This is a genomic window from Streptomyces davaonensis JCM 4913, from assembly GCF_000349325.1.
Lineage (GTDB): Bacteria > Actinomycetota > Actinomycetes > Streptomycetales > Streptomycetaceae > Streptomyces > Streptomyces davaonensis.
The window spans coordinates 7909085-7924209 of the sequence record NC_020504.1 but is presented as its reverse complement, the minus strand read 5'-3'; the positions used below and the strand labels follow the sequence as shown (position 1 = coordinate 7924209).

Below are 15125 nucleotides of genomic sequence, written 5' to 3'. Positions count from 1 at the left end.
CCGGAGACCCCATGGTAGCGATCCTGCGCCCGAGGATCGCCTTCAGGCCGATGTGAGACCTGTACACCGGAGCAACATGAGAGACCGCCCGGGGATTCCTGGCCGGTGTCCTCCGGGTGGCCGCAGGCTTTCCGGAGCCTCGATTCCGGGTGCCGCACCGATGCGCGCCCGGACATGCGCGCGGGGCGCACGCCCCCTTCCGGGAAGTGTGCGCCCCGTGCACCGGGTTTGCTCAGATCCGGAGCATGGCCTCCAGAGGGGCACCGTCGAGAGCCGGTGCCAGACGGTCTCGGCCGCCGAGGAAGCCGAGCTCCATCAGTACCGCGAGGCCCGCGACCGCGGCGCCCGCCCTGCGGATGAGCTGGATCGACGCCTCGGCGGTACCGCCGGTGGCCAGGACGTCGTCGACGACCAGCACCCGGTCCTCGGCGCTCAGGTCCTCGGCGTGCACTTCGATCTCTGCAGAGCCGTACTCCAGGTCATAGGCCTGGCTGAGGGTGGCTCCGGGGAGCTTGCCCGCCTTGCGCACCGGGATGAAGCCGAGTCCGGCGCGGACGGCGACGGGGGCGCCGAGGATGAAGCCACGGGCCTCCAGGCCGACGACCTTGGTGGCGCCGGTGCGCTCGGCGATCCCCGCGAGGGTGTCGGTGAGCGCGGTGAACGCCGCCGGGTCCGCAAGGAGCGGGGTGATGTCCTTGAACATCACGCCCGGCTCCGGGTAGTCGGCCACATCGCGGATGCGGCTGAGCAGCAGCTCCTCGATGTCGGTCATCGGCGCTTCCCCGAGGGTCGGCCACGGCCCCGGCTGCGGGACGCGGGCTGGTTGCGGGGTCCGACGACCGCGGCGGCGGAGTCGTCCGGCTCGTCGCCCTCGGGCTCGACGGCGGCACCGGCGGTCAGCGGCTCACCCTTGGCCGCGGCCTGGGCCCGCTTGGCGAGTACGCGCTTCTTGAGGGCCTTCATCTGCGGCTCGCGCTCCTTGAGGTCGGCGACGAGCGGGGTGGCGATGAAGATCGAGGAGTACGCACCGGCCGCGAGGCCGACGAACAGCGACAGCGAGATGTCGTTCAGCATGCCCGCGCCGAGGAAGCCGCCACCGATGAACAGCAGGCCCGCCACCGGCAGCAGCGCGACCACCGTGGTGTTGATGGAACGGACCAGGGTGCTGTTGATCGACCGGTTGGCGACATCGCTGTAGGTCCAGCGGGTCTGCTTGGTGATGTCCTTCGTCTGTTCCTTGAGGCTGTCGAAGACGACGACCGTGTCGTACAGCGAGTAACCGAGGATCGTCAGCAGACCGATCACCGTACCCGGGGTGACCTCGAAGCCCACCAGGGCGTAGATGCCGACCGTGATGGTGATGTCGTGGATCAGGGCGACGAAGGCGGCGACGGCCATGCGCCACTCGAAGGCGATCGCCAGATAGATCACGACCAGGACCAGGAAGATCCCGAGGCCCTGCCATGCCTTGTTGGCGATCTGCTCACCCCAGCTGGGGCCGACCAGCTCGCCGGTGACGTCGTTCTCGTCGACCTTCAGGTCCTTGGCGAGCTCCGTGGAGACCCGGTCGGCCTCCTTGGTCTCGATGCCCGCGACCTGGATGCGGAGCTTGCCGTCGCCGAGCTTCTGGACGATCGCGTCGTGGCCGGAGGCCTCTTCCGCGTACTCCTGGGCCTGGGCGACGGAGACGGAGGTCTTCGGGGTGGTGAAGACCGCTCCGCCCTGGAACTCGATGCCCATGTTCAGGCCGCGCACCGCGAGACCCACGATCGCCGTGATGGTGATCAGGATGGACAGGCTGTACCAGATCTTGCGGTTGCCGACGAAGTCGTAGCCGATTTCGCCACGGTGCAGTCGGGCGCCGAGGTTGCCGAGCTTCGACATCTCACGCCTCCTTCGTCTCGATGGGGGCGGAGGGACGGCGGGTACGGCGCAGCGGCGGCTGGGCCCCGAGGCGCTTGGGGTCGAGGCCGGACCAGGGGTGACCACTGGCGAAGAACTTCCTGCGCGCCAGGATCGTCAGCAGCGGCTTGGTGAACAGGAACACCACGACCACGTCGAGCACGGTGGTCAGGCCGAGGGTGAACGCGAAGCCCTGGACCTTGCCGACGGTGACGACGAAGAGCACCGCGGCGGCCAGGAACGACACGAAGTCGGAGACCAGGATGGTGCGCCGGGCGCGCGGCCAGGCCCGCTCGACGGCGGGACGCAGCGTGCGGCCCTCACGGATCTCGTCCCGGACGCGTTCGAAGTACACGATGAACGAGTCCGCTGTGATGCCGATGGCGACGATGGCACCGCAGACGGCCGGCAGGTTCAGCGCGAAGCCGATGGCCGGGCCGAGCAGCGACATGATCACGTAGGTGAGGGCGGCGGAGACCAGCAGCGAGGCGACCGCGATGAGCGCAAGGCCCCGGTAGTAGACCACCAGGTAGATGACGACCAGGGCGAGGCCGATGGCGCCGGCGATCAGACCGGCCCGCAGCTGCTCACCGCCGAGCGCGGCGGTCACCGTGGTGACGCTGTCCTCGCTGAAGGACAGCGGCAGGGCGCCGTACGACAGCATGTTGGCCAGGGACTGTGCGGACTCCTGGTCGAAGTTGCCGGAGATCTCGGCGGTGCCGGCGGTCAGCGCCTCGCTGACCCGGGGGTCGGAGACGACCTCGTTGTCCAGCACGATGGCGAACTGGTTCTGCGGGGGCTGGTTCTGGGCGAGCTTGCCGGTGATGTCACCGAACTTCTTGCGGCCCTCGCCGGTGAACTTCATGTTGACGGTCCAGCCGGCGGCGGTCTGGGTGTTGAAGCTCGCCTCGGCGCTGTCGACCTCGGTGCCGTCGACCTCGGCCGGGCCGAGGATGTACTTCTGCCACTGGCCGTCGGCGTTCTGGCCGCAGGCGACGGTGGTGTCCTCGGGCTTGGCGCCGTCGCCGGCCTTGGCGCGGGCCGTCTCGTCGGTGCAGTCGAGCGCGGCGTACTGCGCTTCGAGCTTGCTGGTGTCGGCGGAGCCGGAGGGGCTGGCGCTGGCCGACGGGGAGGCGCTGGAGCTCGCGCTGTCCGAGGGCGTGGGGTCGGCCTTCAGGGCGTCGGTGACCGCGCGGCCCTGGGTGGTGGAGGTCGCCGACGGAGTGCTGGACGCCGAGGGGGACGAGGAGGAGCTCGCCTTGTCCGTCGCCTTGTCGGTGGCCTTGTCCGTGGCGCTGCCGGAGGCGCTCGGGGACGGGCTGGTCGTCGCGGCGGCGCCGGAGACCTCGGTGGCGATGACCGGGCGGAAGTACAGCTTGGCGGTGGTGCCGACCTGGTCCCGGGCTTCCTTGGAGTTGGTGCCCTTGGGGATGTTGACGATGATGTTCTTGTCGCCCTGGGTCTGGACCTCGGCCTCCGAGACACCAAGACCGTTGACGCGCCGCTCCATGATGTCGACGGCGGTGTCCATGTTGGTCTTGTTGATCGCGGATTCCTGGCCCGGCTCGGCCTCCGCGCGGAGCGTGATGCTCGTACCGCCGGCCAGGTCGATGCCGAGACGCGGGGTGGTGTGTCCGGCGAGGAACATTCCCCCGGTGAGCGCCACCATGGCGATCAGAATGAGGACCAGCGAGCGCCCCGGCCTGCTGTGGGCGCTCGCGCTCCGGCCCTTCTTAGGTGCTGCCACCTTCTCGTACTCCCTCTCGGGCCGCCTCTCGCCGGGTGGGCGCCGGCGGCCATGACATGTAGTCGGGATCCCCTGCGAGAGCCGCGTGTTTCCCGGAGCGCGCGGGCGGGGGCCCGCGCGCCCCGGTCAGCGGCTACTTCGCCTCGGAGTCGCCGTCGGACTTCTTAGGCTCGCTGTCGGCCTTCGTCTCGGCGGCCGCGATGTCGTCCGCGGGCTCCTCGTCGGCGTCCGCGTCCTTCTTCCCGAGGTCGACGGACTTCTCGTCGGAGGCGGCGGCAGCGTCGTCGGACTCGGTGAGGGAGGAGGCGTCGTCCGGGACGACGTCGGCGTCGGTCTTCAGGTCGTGCTCGATGCCGTGGACGATGCGGTTGTACTCGTCGTCCGAGAGGACGGCACCGATGGCGTTCTTGGCGAAGAGCAGCTCCACACCCGGGCCGGCGTCGACGAGGACGGTGTCCTCGTTGACCTCCTTGACCGTGGCATACATGCCCCCGATGGTGCGGACGCCGGAACCGGGCTGCATCTGGTTCCGCATGTCGGCGGCCTGCTGCTGCTTCTTCTTGGCCGACCGGGTCATCAGGAACATGGCCCCGATGAGCACGATGAACGGGAGGAGGGTCACGAGACTCACGGGTCGGAACTTCCTTCACACGACCGCGATGGGGAGCGGCCTGATGGTTGGGGGTATGTGCGCCGTCGACAACGGCGGCATCGGCGGAGTCTAAGCGAGTCCGCATGCATGGAACAACGCTCAGCATGGCACCCAGGTTCCTGACCCGGCCAATACCGCGCCGTCATGGCGCGGTCACGGCGTCCTCACGTCCCGAACAGGTCCTGTTGTCCGTTTCCGCCGGTCCGGGAGCCGGGCGGGGTGAGGCCGAGATGCGCCCATGCGGCGGGCGTGGCCACCCGGCCCCGGGGGGTACGGGCCAGCAGGCCCTCCCTGACCAGGAAGGGCTCGGCGACCTCCTCGACGGTCTCGCGCTCCTCCCCCACCGCGACGGCGAGGGTGGACAGGCCGACCGGGCCGCCGCCGAACAGCTTGAGCAGGGCCTCCAGGACGGCCCGGTCCAGCCGGTCGAGGCCGCGGGCGTCAACTTCGTAGACCGCGAGGGCCGCCGCCGCGATGTCCTGGGTGATCCGGCCGTCCGCCTTGACCTGGGCGTAGTCGCGGACCCGGCGCAGGAGGCGGTTGGCGATGCGGGGTGTGCCGCGGGAGCGGCCGGCGATCTCGGCGGCTCCCGCGGTGTCGATCTCGACGTCGAGGAGGTTGGCGGAGCGGTGGACGACGCGCTCCAGTTCGGCGGGCTCGTAGAACTCCATGTGCGCGGTGAAGCCGAAGCGGTCGCGCAGCGGGGGCGGCAGCAGGCCCGCGCGTGTGGTGGCGCCGACCAGGGTGAAGGGCGGCAGCTCCAGCGGGATGGCGGTGGCACCGGGGCCCTTGCCGACGATCACGTCGACGCGGAAGTCCTCCATCGCCATGTACAGCATCTCCTCGGCGGGCCGGGACATGCGGTGGATCTCGTCGAGGAAGAGGACCTCGCCCTCCTGGAGGGAGGAGAGGATCGCGGCGAGGTCTCCGGCGTGCTGGATGGCGGGGCCCGAGGTGATGCGGATCGGGGCGCCCATCTCGGCGGCGATGATCATCGACAGGGTGGTCTTGCCGAGGCCGGGGGCGCCGGAGAGCAGGACGTGGTCGGCGGTGGCGCCCCGGGCACGGGCGGCGCGCAGGACCAGGTCGAGCTGTTCGCGCACCTTCTCCTGGCCGATGAACTCGCCCAGGTCCTTGGGGCGCAGCGCGGCCTCCACGGCCTGGTCCTCGCGGTCGGCGACGGAGCCCACAAGACGCTCAGCGGCGGCGTCGGTGTCGGTGGTGTCGTCCCAGTTCATCAGTGGTGTGCCTCAGCGGTGGTGGGGTCAGCGGGCGCGGTTGAGGGTCTGGAGGGCCGCCTTGAGCAGCTGGCCGACCGGGGGCGTTCCGCCCGCGGCCTCGGCCTGCGGGGCGACCGCGGTGACGGCCTCGTCGGCCTCGCGGGTGGCGTATCCGAGGCCGATCAGGGCGGCGTGCAGCTGGTCGCGCCAGCCCTGGCTGACCGGGGCGCCGATCGCGGGGGCGCCGATGGGCTCGCCGAGGCGGTCCTTCAGTTCGAGGAGCAGTTTCTGCGCGCCCTTCTTGCCGATGCCGGGGACGGCGGTGAGCGCCCTCTCGTCCCCGGTGGCGACCGCTCTGCGCAGGGCGTCGGGTGAGTGCACGGCGAGCATCGCCTGGGCCAGCCGCGGGCCGACCCCGCTCGCGGTCTGGAGCAGCACGAACACCTGACGCTCGTCGTCGTCGGCGAAGCCGTACAGCGTCAGCGAGTCCTCGCGGACGACGAGGGAGGTGGCGAGCTTGGTCTGCTGTCCCATGCGCAGCCCGGAGAGCGTGCCGGGCGTGCACTGGACCGAGATGCCGATCCCGCCCACCTCGACCACCGCGGAGTCGGGGGCGAGGGCGGCGACCGGGCCGCTGACGAAGGCGATCATGCGCTACGGCCTTTCGATGAAGCTGTGTGCAGGGCGACGGCCTGCTGGAGTCGGTTCTGCGCGGGGGCGCGCCAGATGTGGCAGATGGCGAGCGCGAGGGCGTCGGCGGCGTCCGCGGGCTTGGGCGGCGCGCTGAGTCGCAGCAGCCGGGTGACCATGGCGCCGACCTGTGCCTTGTCGGCGCGGCCGCTGCCGGTGACGGCCGCCTTGACCTCGCTGGGGGTGTGCAGGGCGACGGGGATGCCGCGGCGAGCGGCGCAGAGCATGGCGACGGCGCTGGCCTGGGCGGTGCCCATGACCGTACGGACGTTGTGCTGGCTGAACACCCGCTCCACGGCGACGAATTCGGGCTGATGCTCGTCCAGCCACTGCTCGATGCCCTGCTCCACGGCGACCAGACGCTGCCCCAACTCCGCGTCCGCGGGCGTGCGTACGACACCGACGCCGAGCATCGTGAGCGGCCGCCCCGCGACACCCTCGACGACCCCGACCCCGCATCGCGTCAGTCCGGGGTCGACCCCGAGTACCCGCACCGCGCCCCCTCCCCAGTTTCGATCGCCTGTTTGTGCAGGCTATCTGCTGCCACTGACAACGGCGGCGGGCCGGTGGGGTGTGTCCCACCGGCCCGCCGGAATCCGCTGTGCTCGCGGCAGCGTTACGCGTCGACCTTCTCCATGATCTCGTCGCTGACGTCGAAGTTGGCGAAGACGTTCTGCACGTCGTCGCTGTCCTCCAGCGCGTCGATCAGCTTGAAGATCTTCTTGGCGCCCTCTTCGTCCAGCTCGACCTGGACGGACGGCACGAAGCTGGACTCGGCGGAGTCGTAGTCGATGCCGGCCTCCTGGAGCGCTGTGCGGACCGCGACCAGGTCGGTGGCCTCGCTGATGACCTCGAAGGACTCACCGAGGTCGTTGACCTCCTCGGCGCCCGCGTCCAGGACGGCGGTGAGGACGTCGTCCTCGCTCAGCTCGCCCTTGGGGACGATGATCACGCCCTTGCGGCTGAACATGTACGACACCGAGCCCGGGTCGGCCATGTTGCCGCCGTTGCGGGTCATGGCGACGCGGACGTCGGAGGCGGCACGGTTGCGGTTGTCGGTGAGGCACTCGATGAGCACCGCGACGCCGTTCGGGCCGTAGCCCTCGTACATGATCGTCTCGTAGTCGGCGCCGCCGGCCTCGAGGCCGCCGCCGCGCTTGACCGCGGAGTCGATGTTCTTGTTCGGGACCGACTGCTTCTTGGCCTTCTGGATGGCGTCGTAGAGGGTCGGGTTGCCCTCGATGTCGACGCCGCCCATACGGGCCGCGACCTCGATGTTCTTGATCAGCTTCGCGAAGAGCTTGCCGCGCTTGGCGTCGATCACGGCCTTCTTGTGCTTCGTCGTAGCCCATTTAGAGTGGCCGGACATCTGCCTGTCTCCTTCGCGTAACCCACTAAGAACGAACGCCAGAGATCCTACAAGGACTCTGCTGTCCCGTTCGCGCGCACCATGTCGACGAAGAGCCCGTGCACGCGGTGGTCGCCGGTCAGTTCCGGGTGGAACGACGTGGCGAGCGCGTTGCCCTGGCGGACCGCGACGATGTGCCCGTCGTGCTCGGCGAGCACCTCGGTCTCGGCGCCGACGGACTCCACCCACGGGGCACGGATGAAGACGCCCTCCACCGGGTCGCCCGCAATGCCCTGCACGTCGAGCGCGGCCTCGAAGGACTCGTTCTGACGTCCGAAGGCGTTGCGGCGCACGATCATGTCGATGCCCCCGACCGTCTCCTGGCCGGAACGCGGGTCGAGGATCTTGTCGGCGAGCATGATCATGCCGGCGCAGGTGCCGTAGACCGGCATGCCGCTGTGCACGCGCGTGCGGAGCGGTTCCATCACGCCGAACAGGATGGCCAGCTTGGAGATGGTGGTGGACTCGCCGCCCGGGATGACCAGGCCGTCCACCTCGGCGAGCTCTTCGGGGCGCCGCACCGGCCTGGCCACGGCATCGGCCGCGGCCAGGGCGACGAGGTGCTCCCGTACGTCGCCCTGAAGGGCCAGGACGCCTATGACGGGAGTGGTCATTACCAGCCTCGGTTCGCGTAACGCTCGGCCTCGGGGAGCGTGTCGCAGTTGATGCCGACCATGGCCTCGCCGAGGTTGCGGGACGCGTCCGCGATGATCTTCGGGTCGTCGTAGAAGGTGGTGGCCTTCACGATGGCGGCGGCGCGCTTGGCGGGGTCGCCGGACTTGAAGATGCCGGAGCCGACGAAGACGCCCTCGGCGCCGAGCTGGCGCATCAGCGCGGCGTCGGCCGGGGTGGCCACGCCACCGGCGGAGAACAGCACGACCGGGAGCTTGCCCAGCTCGGAGACTTCCTTGACCAGCTCGTACGGGGCGCGCAGCTCCTTGGCGGCGGCGTACAGCTCGTTGTTGTCGAAGCCGCGCAGCTTGGCGATCTCGTTCTTGATCTGGCGCAGGTGGCGGACGGCCTCGACGACGTTGCCGGTGCCGGCCTCGCCCTTGGAGCGGATCATGGCCGCGCCCTCGGCGATGCGGCGCAGGGCCTCGCCCAGGTTGGTGGCACCGCAGACGAAGGGGGTGGTGAAGGCCCACTTGTCGGAGTGGTTGACCTCGTCGGCCGGGGTGAGGACCTCGGACTCGTCGATGTAGTCCACACCGAGGGACTGAAGCACCTGGGCCTCGACGAAGTGGCCGATGCGGGACTTGGCCATCACGGGGATGGAGACCGCGTCGATGATGCCCTCGATCATGTCCGGGTCGGACATCCGGGCCACGCCGCCGTCCTTGCGGATGTCGGCGGGGACCCGCTCCAGGGCCATGACGGCGACCGCGCCCGCGTCCTCGGCGATCTTCGCCTGCTCCGGCGTGACGACGTCCATGATGACGCCGCCCTTGAGCTGCTCGGCCATACCGCGCTTGACGCGAGCGGTGCCGGTGGCAGGAGCCTGGTTCTCGGTGATGGACACGGGTTGACCTCACTGACGTGAAAAGCGGGTTTCTACTGCACCGAGGAAACGTGAAGGGACCAGTCCACAGCAAGGGCCAATGGTGAGGCGGTGGATCGTTTTCGGATTCAAGCAGATGTCATCGGATTCAAGCGGTGCCGGGCCCCTGCTGGGCGGTGCGGTCGACGAGGGCGGCCGGCGGCTCGTCGTCCATCTCGAAGGCCATCGGGAAGCGGGCGTGGCCGGCCAGCCGGAACCAGCGCACCTTGCGGTGTTCACGCAGTCGGCGGGCGGCACCCACGGCGTCGTTGTGGAACCGGCGGGCCATGGGGACGCGGCGCACCGCCTCCGTGAGTTCGTGGGCGGCCGACTCTCCCCCGGGCGCCTCCCGGACCACCTCGACCTGGGCCTGTTCCGCGAACACGGCACGCAGCGCCTGGCTCAGCTCGCTCTCGGCGACCTCCCGCTGCTCCTCCTCCGCCTGCCGGGCGGCGTGCGCGGACTCGTACAGGACGATCGACGCCGCCGGATCGAGCACTCCGGAGGTGGCCAGTTCCTGGGTCACGGAGGCCCGGCGGAGCAGCTGGGCGTCGAGGGCGGCACGGGTCGCGTCGATCCGGGCGTGGAGCCGGTCGAGACGGCCCGCCGTCCAGCTCAGATAGACGCCGATCGCGAGGAGCGCGACGAGGATCCAGATGAGGGTTGCGGTCACGGGCGGCAAGGTTACCGACGTACGGGAACCCCGCTACGCCCGCCCACGCACGTCAGTCCCGCGCCAGCCCCAGTCGCGCCCGCAGACCGGGCCCCCGGTCGTCGTCCGTCGCCGCCACCGCGGCCGCGCCCGCCGTCACCGTCTCGTACACCGACAGGATGTCCGCGCCGACCGTCGACCAGTCGAAGCGGCGGACGTGGGCGCTGCCCCGCTCGCGCAGCTCCTGGCGGCGTGCCGGGTCCTCCAGCAGGCGTACGGCCGCCTCGGCGAGCGCGGCGGCGTCCTCGTTGGCAAAGAGCTCTCCCGCCGCGCCCTGGTCGAGGACCTGGGCGAAGGCGTCGAGGTCGGAGGCGAGCACCGGCGCTCCGGCGGACATCGCCTCGACCAGGATGATGCCGAAGCTCTCGCCGCCGGTGTTGGGGGCGATGTACAGGTCGACGCTGCGCAGGAAGCGGGCCTTGTCCTCGTCGCTGACCATGCCGAGGAACTCCACGCGGGAACGCAGCTCGGCGGGCAGTGACTCCACCGCCTCCTTCTCGTCGCCGCGCCCGGCGACCAGCAGCCGGGTCTGCGGCCGGGCCGCGAGGATCTTCGGCAGCGCCTTCATCAGCACCGGCAGTCCCTTGCGGGGCTCGTCGATGCGGCCGATGAAGCCGATCGTGTCACCCTGCCACTCCGCCTTGGGCTCGGCCTTGGCGAAGAAGTCGACGTCGACGCCGTTGGGGATCACGACCGCGTCCCCGCCCAGGTGCTCCACCAGCGTGCGCCGGGCGTACTCGCTCACCGCGATCCGCGCGCTGATCTTCTCCAGGGCGGCCTGGAGGATCGAGTACGCGGCGATCATCGCCTTGGAGCGCGGGTTGGAGGTGTGGAAGGTGGCGACCAGCGGCCCCTGCGCGGCCCAGCAGGTCAGCAGCCCGAGGGACGGCGAGGACGGCTCGTGGATGTGCACGACGTCGAAGGCGCCGTCGTGCAGCCAGCGCCGTACCCGCGCGGCCGACAGGAACCCGAAGTTCAGCCGGGCCACCGAGCCGTTGTACGGCACCGGGACCGCTCGGCCGGCCGAGACGACGTACGGCGGCAGCGGGGTGTCGTCGTCGGCCGGGGCCAGCACGGAGACCTCGTGGCCGAGGCGGATGAAGTACTCGGCGAGATCGCGGATGTGGAACTGGACGCCGCCCGGCACGTCCCAGGAGTACGGGCAGACAATGCCGATCCTCACGACGGTCCCTTCCCGGGGTCCAGATCGGCCACCCACAAGCGCTGAAGCATGTGCCAGTCCTCCGGATGCTCGGCGATCCCGGTGGCGAAGGCGTCGGCCAGCGCCTGTGTCATGACAGACGTCTTCTCGGCCCGGTTGCCTGTCTCGGGCACCTCGACCGGGGGGTGCACCCGCCCGCGCATCACGGGCGAGTCGTCGTACCAGAGCGTCACCGGCAGCAGCAGCGCGCCGGTCTGCTGGGCGAGCAGGGCCGGTCCGGCGGGCATCCGGGCCGTCTCGCCGAAGAACTTGACCTCGACGCCGGAGGCGGAGAGATCGCGGTCGGCGACCAGGCAGACCAGGCCGCCGTCGCGCAGTCGGCGGGCCAGCGTGCCGAAGGCCGAGCCACCGCTGTGCGGCAGCACCTCCATGCCGAGGCCCTCGCGGTAGGCGACGAACCGGTCGTAGAGGGACTCCGGCTTCAGCCGCTCGGCGACCGTGGTGAACGGCGTCTCCAGCTTGGTGGTGACCCAGGCGCCCGCGAGGTCCCAGTTGCCCAGGTGCGGCAGGGCGAGTATGACGCCCTTGTCGGAGGCGAGGCCGTCGGTCAGGTAGTGCACGTCCTTGGGGTCGAAGCCGCCCTTGACGCGGTCCGCGCTCCACGCGGGGAGCCGGAAGGACTCCATCCAGTAGCGCAGGTACGAGCGCATGCCCGCGCGGGACAGCTCTTTGAGGCGCTCCGGGCTCGCGTCGGGCACCACGCGCGCGTAGTTGCTCTCCAGCCGCAGCACACCCTTGCCGCGCCGCTTCCAGGCGGCATCCGCGATGGTGCGGCCGAGCCGTACCGCGACCGGCTCGGGGAGCTTCTTGACGGTGCCCCAGCCCAGGCCGTACAGCGCGTCCGTCAGCCGCTCCTGGGCCCTCATTTCGCCGCCTCGCTCCCCTGCGGGGCATTCTCCACCGCGGCCGCCGCGTCCGCCTCCGCGGACTCCCGGCGCACCGTGACGACCCGCTGGATCAGCGTGACCAGGCTGCCCACGGCGACGATCCACAGCGCGACGGGCAGCAGGTACTGGATGCCGGGCACCCCGAACTTGTGCAGACCCGCGAAACCGGCCGCCACCAGGGAGATCACCAGCCGCTCGGCCCGCTCCACCAGACCGTTCACGGCAACCGGAAGACCGATCGACTCGCCCCGCGCCTTGGTGTACGACACCACCTGGCCGCTCGCCAGACAGAAGATCGAGACCGCGCACAGGACGAGGTCGTCGCCGCCACCGGCGTACCAGAGGGCGAAGCCGCCGAAGATCGCGCCGTCGGCGACGCGGTCGAGCGTGGAGTCCAGGAAGGCGCCCCAGCGGCTGGAGCGGCCCAGCTGGCGGGCCATGTTGCCGTCGACGAGGTCGGAGAACACGAAGAGCGTGATCACGACCGTGCCCCAGAAGAACTCGCCCTGCGGGTAGAACACCAGCGCGCCCGCCATCACGCCGGCGGTGCCGATCAGCGTGACCGTGTCGGGGCTGACGCCCCGCCGGATCAGAAACGCGGCGAACGGTGTGAGGACACGCGTGAAGAATGCACGCGCGTACTTGTTCAGCATGGCCTTCCCGAGGTTCGGTGTGGCCGCGCGGCCCCTGCTGGCCACCGGCTGGCCCATCGTAGCCACGCCCGCGCGCGGGCGGCGGCCGGGCGCCGGATCACGCTCCGCGCGGGAGCGGCGGTCGCGATCACGTCCGCCGTATGGACGCACCGTGACGGGAGTGGAAAGCTCGAAGGACCGCGGGCGTCATCGGAGCCGCCACCGCACGCGGGTCCGCATGTCCGCGCCCACAGCGACCTCACCGTGCACGGGAGGCAGGATCATGGGCGACAAGGCGAACGCACACCCCGGAGCCGCCGGCAGGGCTACAGCGGCCGACCACCCCGCGTCCGTACGGAATGTGGTGCTGGTCGGCCACTCCGGATCGGGCAAGACCACGTTGGTGGAAGCTCTCGCGCTCACCGCGGGAGCAGTGAACCGGGCGGGCCGCGTGGAGGACGGCGGCACCGTCTCCGACTACGACGACATCGAGCACCGGCAGCAACGCTCGGTACAGCTCTCCCTGGTGCCCGTCGAATGGGACGGCATCAAGGTCAATCTTCTGGACACCCCCGGATACGCCGACTTCGTCGGGGAACTCAGGGCCGGTCTGCGAGCGGCGGACGCGGCCCTTTTCGTCGTCTCGGCCTCGGACGGCGTGGACGGCTCGACCCGCATGGTGTGGGAGGAGTGCGCGGCGGTCGGCATGCCGCGCGCCATCGTCATCACGCATCTGGAGTCCGCGCGCGCGAACTACGAGGACATGACCGGGATCTGCGCGGAGGCGTTCGGCGCCGACGACCCCGATGCCGTGATCCCGCTCTATCTGCCGCTGCACGGCCCGCAGGCACCGGACGGGCACGCGCCCGTGACCGGGCTGATCGGGCTCCTGTCGCAGAAGCTGTTCGACTACGCCTCCGGGGAGCGCAAGGAGGCCGAGCCGGGCGAGGACCAGCTGCCGCAGATCGAGGAGGCCCGCAACCGGCTCATCGAGGGGATCATCGCCGAGAGCGAGGACGAGACCCTCATGGACCGCTACCTCGGCGGTGAGCAGATCGACGTCGGCACACTCATCGAGGACCTGGAGCGCGCCGTCGCACGCGGGGTCTTCTTCCCCGTCCTGGCCGCCGCCCCCGCGGCCGAGGGCGCCCGGCAGGGGCTCGGCACCATCGAACTGCTGGAGCTGGTCACCGGCGGCTTCCCGACCCCGCTGGAGCGCGAGGCACCCCGGGTCACCACCGTCGACGGCAAGCCGCGCGAGCTGAAGCTCTGCGACCCCGACGGGCCGCTGGTCGCGGAGGTCGTGAAGACGGCGTCCGACCCGTATGTCGGCCGGGTCTCGCTGGTGCGCGTCTTCTCCGGCACCCTGCGCCCCGACGAGACGGTCCATGTCTCGGGCCACGGGCTCGCCGACCGCGGACACGAGGACCACGACGTCGACGAGCGGATCGGCGCGCTGTCCCGGCCCTTCGGCAAGCAGCAACGGGCCCTCACCCACTGCATCGCGGGCGACCTGGCGTGCGTGGCCAAGCTGGGCCGAGCGGAGACCGGCGACACGCTCTCCGCCAAGGACGACCCGCTGCTGATGGAACCCTGGGAGATGCCCGACCCGCTGCTGCCGCTCGCCATCCAGGCGCACAGCAAGGCAGACGAGGACAAGCTCTCCCAAGGCCTGTCCCGCCTGGTCGCCGAGGACCCCACGATGCGCCTGGAGCAGAACCAGGACACCCACCAGGTCGTCCTGTGGTGCCTCGGCGAGGCCCACGCGGACGTCGCCCTGGAACGGCTGCGCAGCCGCTACGGCGTCCAGGTCGACGTCGTACCGCACCGTGTCTCCCTGCGGGAGACCTTCGCGGACAAGTCGGCCGGGCGCGGGCGGCATGTGAAGCAGTCCGGCGGGCACGGGCAGTACGCCATCTGCGAGATCGAGGTCGAGCCGCTGCCCGGCGGCTCGGGCATCGAGTTCGTGGACAAGGTGGTCGGCGGGGCGGTGCCGCGGCAGTTCATCCCGTCCGTCGAGAAGGGCGTACGGGCCCAGGCCGCCAAGGGCGTCGCCGCCGGTCATCCGCTGATCGACGTACGGATCACACTCCTGGACGGCAAGGCGCACTCGGTGGACTCCTCCGACGCCGCCTTCCAGACGGCCGGGGCGCTGGCGCTGCGGGAGGCCGCGGCCGACGCGAAGATCCATCTGCTGGAGCCGGTGGCCGAGGTGAGCGTGCTGGTCGGCGACGAGTACGTGGGCGCCGTGATGAGCGATCTGTCCGGGCGCCGCGGCCGGGTGCTCGGCACCGAGCAGACGCCCGGCGGACGCACGCTGGTGCGCGCCGAGGTGCCGGAGATCGAGATCGGCCGGTACGCGGTCGATCTGCGCTCCCTGTCGCACGGCACCGCCCGGTTCAACCGCTCCTACGCGCGGCACGAGCCGATGCCGCAGCAGGTCGCCGAGAAGGTCCGCGAACAGACGCGGGATTCCGCGTAGTTGGTACCGGGCACAACCTGGGTGGGGCCGAACG

Annotated in this window: 15 protein-coding genes; 1 reads left to right on the top strand and 14 read right to left on the bottom strand. The window is 70.7% G+C overall.

Annotated features, from left to right (window positions below; all coding sequences use genetic code 11):
* Positions 1-232 precede the first annotated feature (232 nt).
* The 14 genes from BN159_RS35090 to pgsA form a co-directional block, all read right to left on the bottom strand.
* Positions 233-772 (bottom strand): adenine phosphoribosyltransferase, encoded by a 540-nt coding sequence (locus BN159_RS35090; RefSeq protein ID WP_015661785.1) that lies wholly within the window; start codon positions 770-772, stop codon positions 233-235.
* Positions 769-1884: a protein translocase subunit SecF gene (gene secF / locus BN159_RS35085; RefSeq protein ID WP_015661784.1), complete on the bottom strand. Its 1116-nt coding sequence runs from the start codon at positions 1882-1884 to the stop codon at positions 769-771. Before secF ends, BN159_RS35090 begins: the two co-directional genes overlap by 4 nt.
* Position 1885: 1 nt before the next feature.
* Positions 1886-3649, bottom strand: coding sequence for a protein translocase subunit SecD (gene secD, locus BN159_RS35080; RefSeq protein ID WP_015661783.1), 1764 nt, complete (start codon positions 3647-3649; stop codon positions 1886-1888).
* A gap of 133 nt (positions 3650-3782) precedes the next feature.
* Entirely contained in the window at positions 3783-4280 is a 498-nt protein-coding gene (yajC, locus tag BN159_RS35075) for a preprotein translocase subunit YajC (protein WP_015661782.1), read from the bottom strand.
* A gap of 185 nt (positions 4281-4465) precedes the next feature.
* Positions 4466-5539: a Holliday junction branch migration DNA helicase RuvB gene (gene ruvB, locus BN159_RS35070; RefSeq protein ID WP_015661781.1), complete on the bottom strand. Its 1074-nt coding sequence runs from the start codon at positions 5537-5539 to the stop codon at positions 4466-4468.
* A gap of 27 nt (positions 5540-5566) precedes the next feature.
* On the bottom strand, positions 5567-6172 hold the full coding sequence (gene ruvA / locus BN159_RS35065; protein ID WP_015661780.1) for a Holliday junction branch migration protein RuvA: 606 nt from the start codon (positions 6170-6172) through the stop codon (positions 5567-5569).
* Positions 6169-6705, bottom strand: a complete 537-nt coding sequence (gene ruvC / locus BN159_RS35060) for a crossover junction endodeoxyribonuclease RuvC (RefSeq protein ID WP_015661779.1) — start codon at positions 6703-6705, stop codon at positions 6169-6171. The genes ruvA and ruvC overlap by 4 nt, the downstream gene beginning before the upstream one ends.
* A 122-nt stretch (positions 6706-6827) precedes the next feature.
* Positions 6828-7580: a YebC/PmpR family DNA-binding transcriptional regulator gene (locus BN159_RS35055; RefSeq protein WP_015661778.1), complete on the bottom strand. Its 753-nt coding sequence runs from the start codon at positions 7578-7580 to the stop codon at positions 6828-6830.
* Between the two features lie 47 nt (positions 7581-7627).
* Positions 7628-8233, bottom strand: a complete 606-nt coding sequence (pdxT, locus tag BN159_RS35050) for a pyridoxal 5'-phosphate synthase glutaminase subunit PdxT (RefSeq protein WP_015661777.1) — start codon at positions 8231-8233, stop codon at positions 7628-7630.
* Positions 8233-9138 (bottom strand): pyridoxal 5'-phosphate synthase lyase subunit PdxS, encoded by a 906-nt coding sequence (gene pdxS, locus BN159_RS35045; protein WP_015661776.1) that lies wholly within the window; start codon positions 9136-9138, stop codon positions 8233-8235. Before pdxS ends, pdxT begins: the two co-directional genes overlap by 1 nt.
* Before the next feature lie 127 nt (positions 9139-9265).
* Complete coding sequence (locus BN159_RS35040) at positions 9266-9829, bottom strand: LemA family protein (protein WP_015661775.1); 564 nt, start codon at positions 9827-9829, stop codon at positions 9266-9268.
* Between the two features lie 52 nt (positions 9830-9881).
* Positions 9882-11051: a glycosyltransferase family 4 protein gene (locus tag BN159_RS35035; protein WP_015661774.1), complete on the bottom strand. Its 1170-nt coding sequence runs from the start codon at positions 11049-11051 to the stop codon at positions 9882-9884.
* A complete protein-coding gene (locus tag BN159_RS35030) occupies positions 11048-11956 on the bottom strand; it encodes a phosphatidylinositol mannoside acyltransferase (RefSeq protein WP_015661773.1) in 909 nt (302 codons plus the stop codon). Before BN159_RS35030 ends, BN159_RS35035 begins: the two co-directional genes overlap by 4 nt.
* Positions 11953-12687 carry a phosphatidylinositol phosphate synthase gene (pgsA, locus tag BN159_RS35025; protein WP_041820317.1) on the bottom strand — a complete coding sequence of 245 codons (735 nt, stop codon included), beginning with the start codon at positions 12685-12687 and terminating at the stop codon, positions 11953-11955. Before pgsA ends, BN159_RS35030 begins: the two co-directional genes overlap by 4 nt.
* 205 nt (positions 12688-12892) lie before the next feature.
* Here pgsA and BN159_RS35020 point away from each other — a divergent pair, with 205 nt between their 5' ends.
* Positions 12893-15091 carry an elongation factor G-like protein EF-G2 gene (locus BN159_RS35020; protein ID WP_015661771.1) on the top strand — a complete coding sequence of 733 codons (2199 nt, stop codon included), beginning with the start codon at positions 12893-12895 and terminating at the stop codon, positions 15089-15091.
* Positions 15092-15125: the final 34 nt, after the last annotated feature.

Coding starts and splice junctions, on each gene's coding strand:
- ruvA (WP_015661780.1), bottom strand. CDS start 6,172: ATGATCGCCTTCGTCAGCGGCCCGGTCGCCGCCCTCGCCCCCGACTCC.
- ruvB (WP_015661781.1), bottom strand. CDS start 5,539: ATGAACTGGGACGACACCACCGACACCGACGCCGCCGCTGAGCGTCTT.
- secF (WP_015661784.1), bottom strand. CDS start 1,884: ATGTCGAAGCTCGGCAACCTCGGCGCCCGACTGCACCGTGGCGAAATC.
- pgsA (WP_041820317.1), bottom strand. CDS start 12,687: ATGGGCCAGCCGGTGGCCAGCAGGGGCCGCGCGGCCACACCGAACCTC.
- pdxT (WP_015661777.1), bottom strand. CDS start 8,233: ATGACCACTCCCGTCATAGGCGTCCTGGCCCTTCAGGGCGACGTACGG.
- BN159_RS35020 (WP_015661771.1), top strand. CDS start 12,893: ATGGGCGACAAGGCGAACGCACACCCCGGAGCCGCCGGCAGGGCTACA.
- BN159_RS35030 (WP_015661773.1), bottom strand. CDS start 11,956: ATGAGGGCCCAGGAGCGGCTGACGGACGCGCTGTACGGCCTGGGCTGG.
- BN159_RS35055 (WP_015661778.1), bottom strand. CDS start 7,580: ATGTCCGGCCACTCTAAATGGGCTACGACGAAGCACAAGAAGGCCGTG.
- BN159_RS35090 (WP_015661785.1), bottom strand. CDS start 772: ATGACCGACATCGAGGAGCTGCTGCTCAGCCGCATCCGCGATGTGGCC.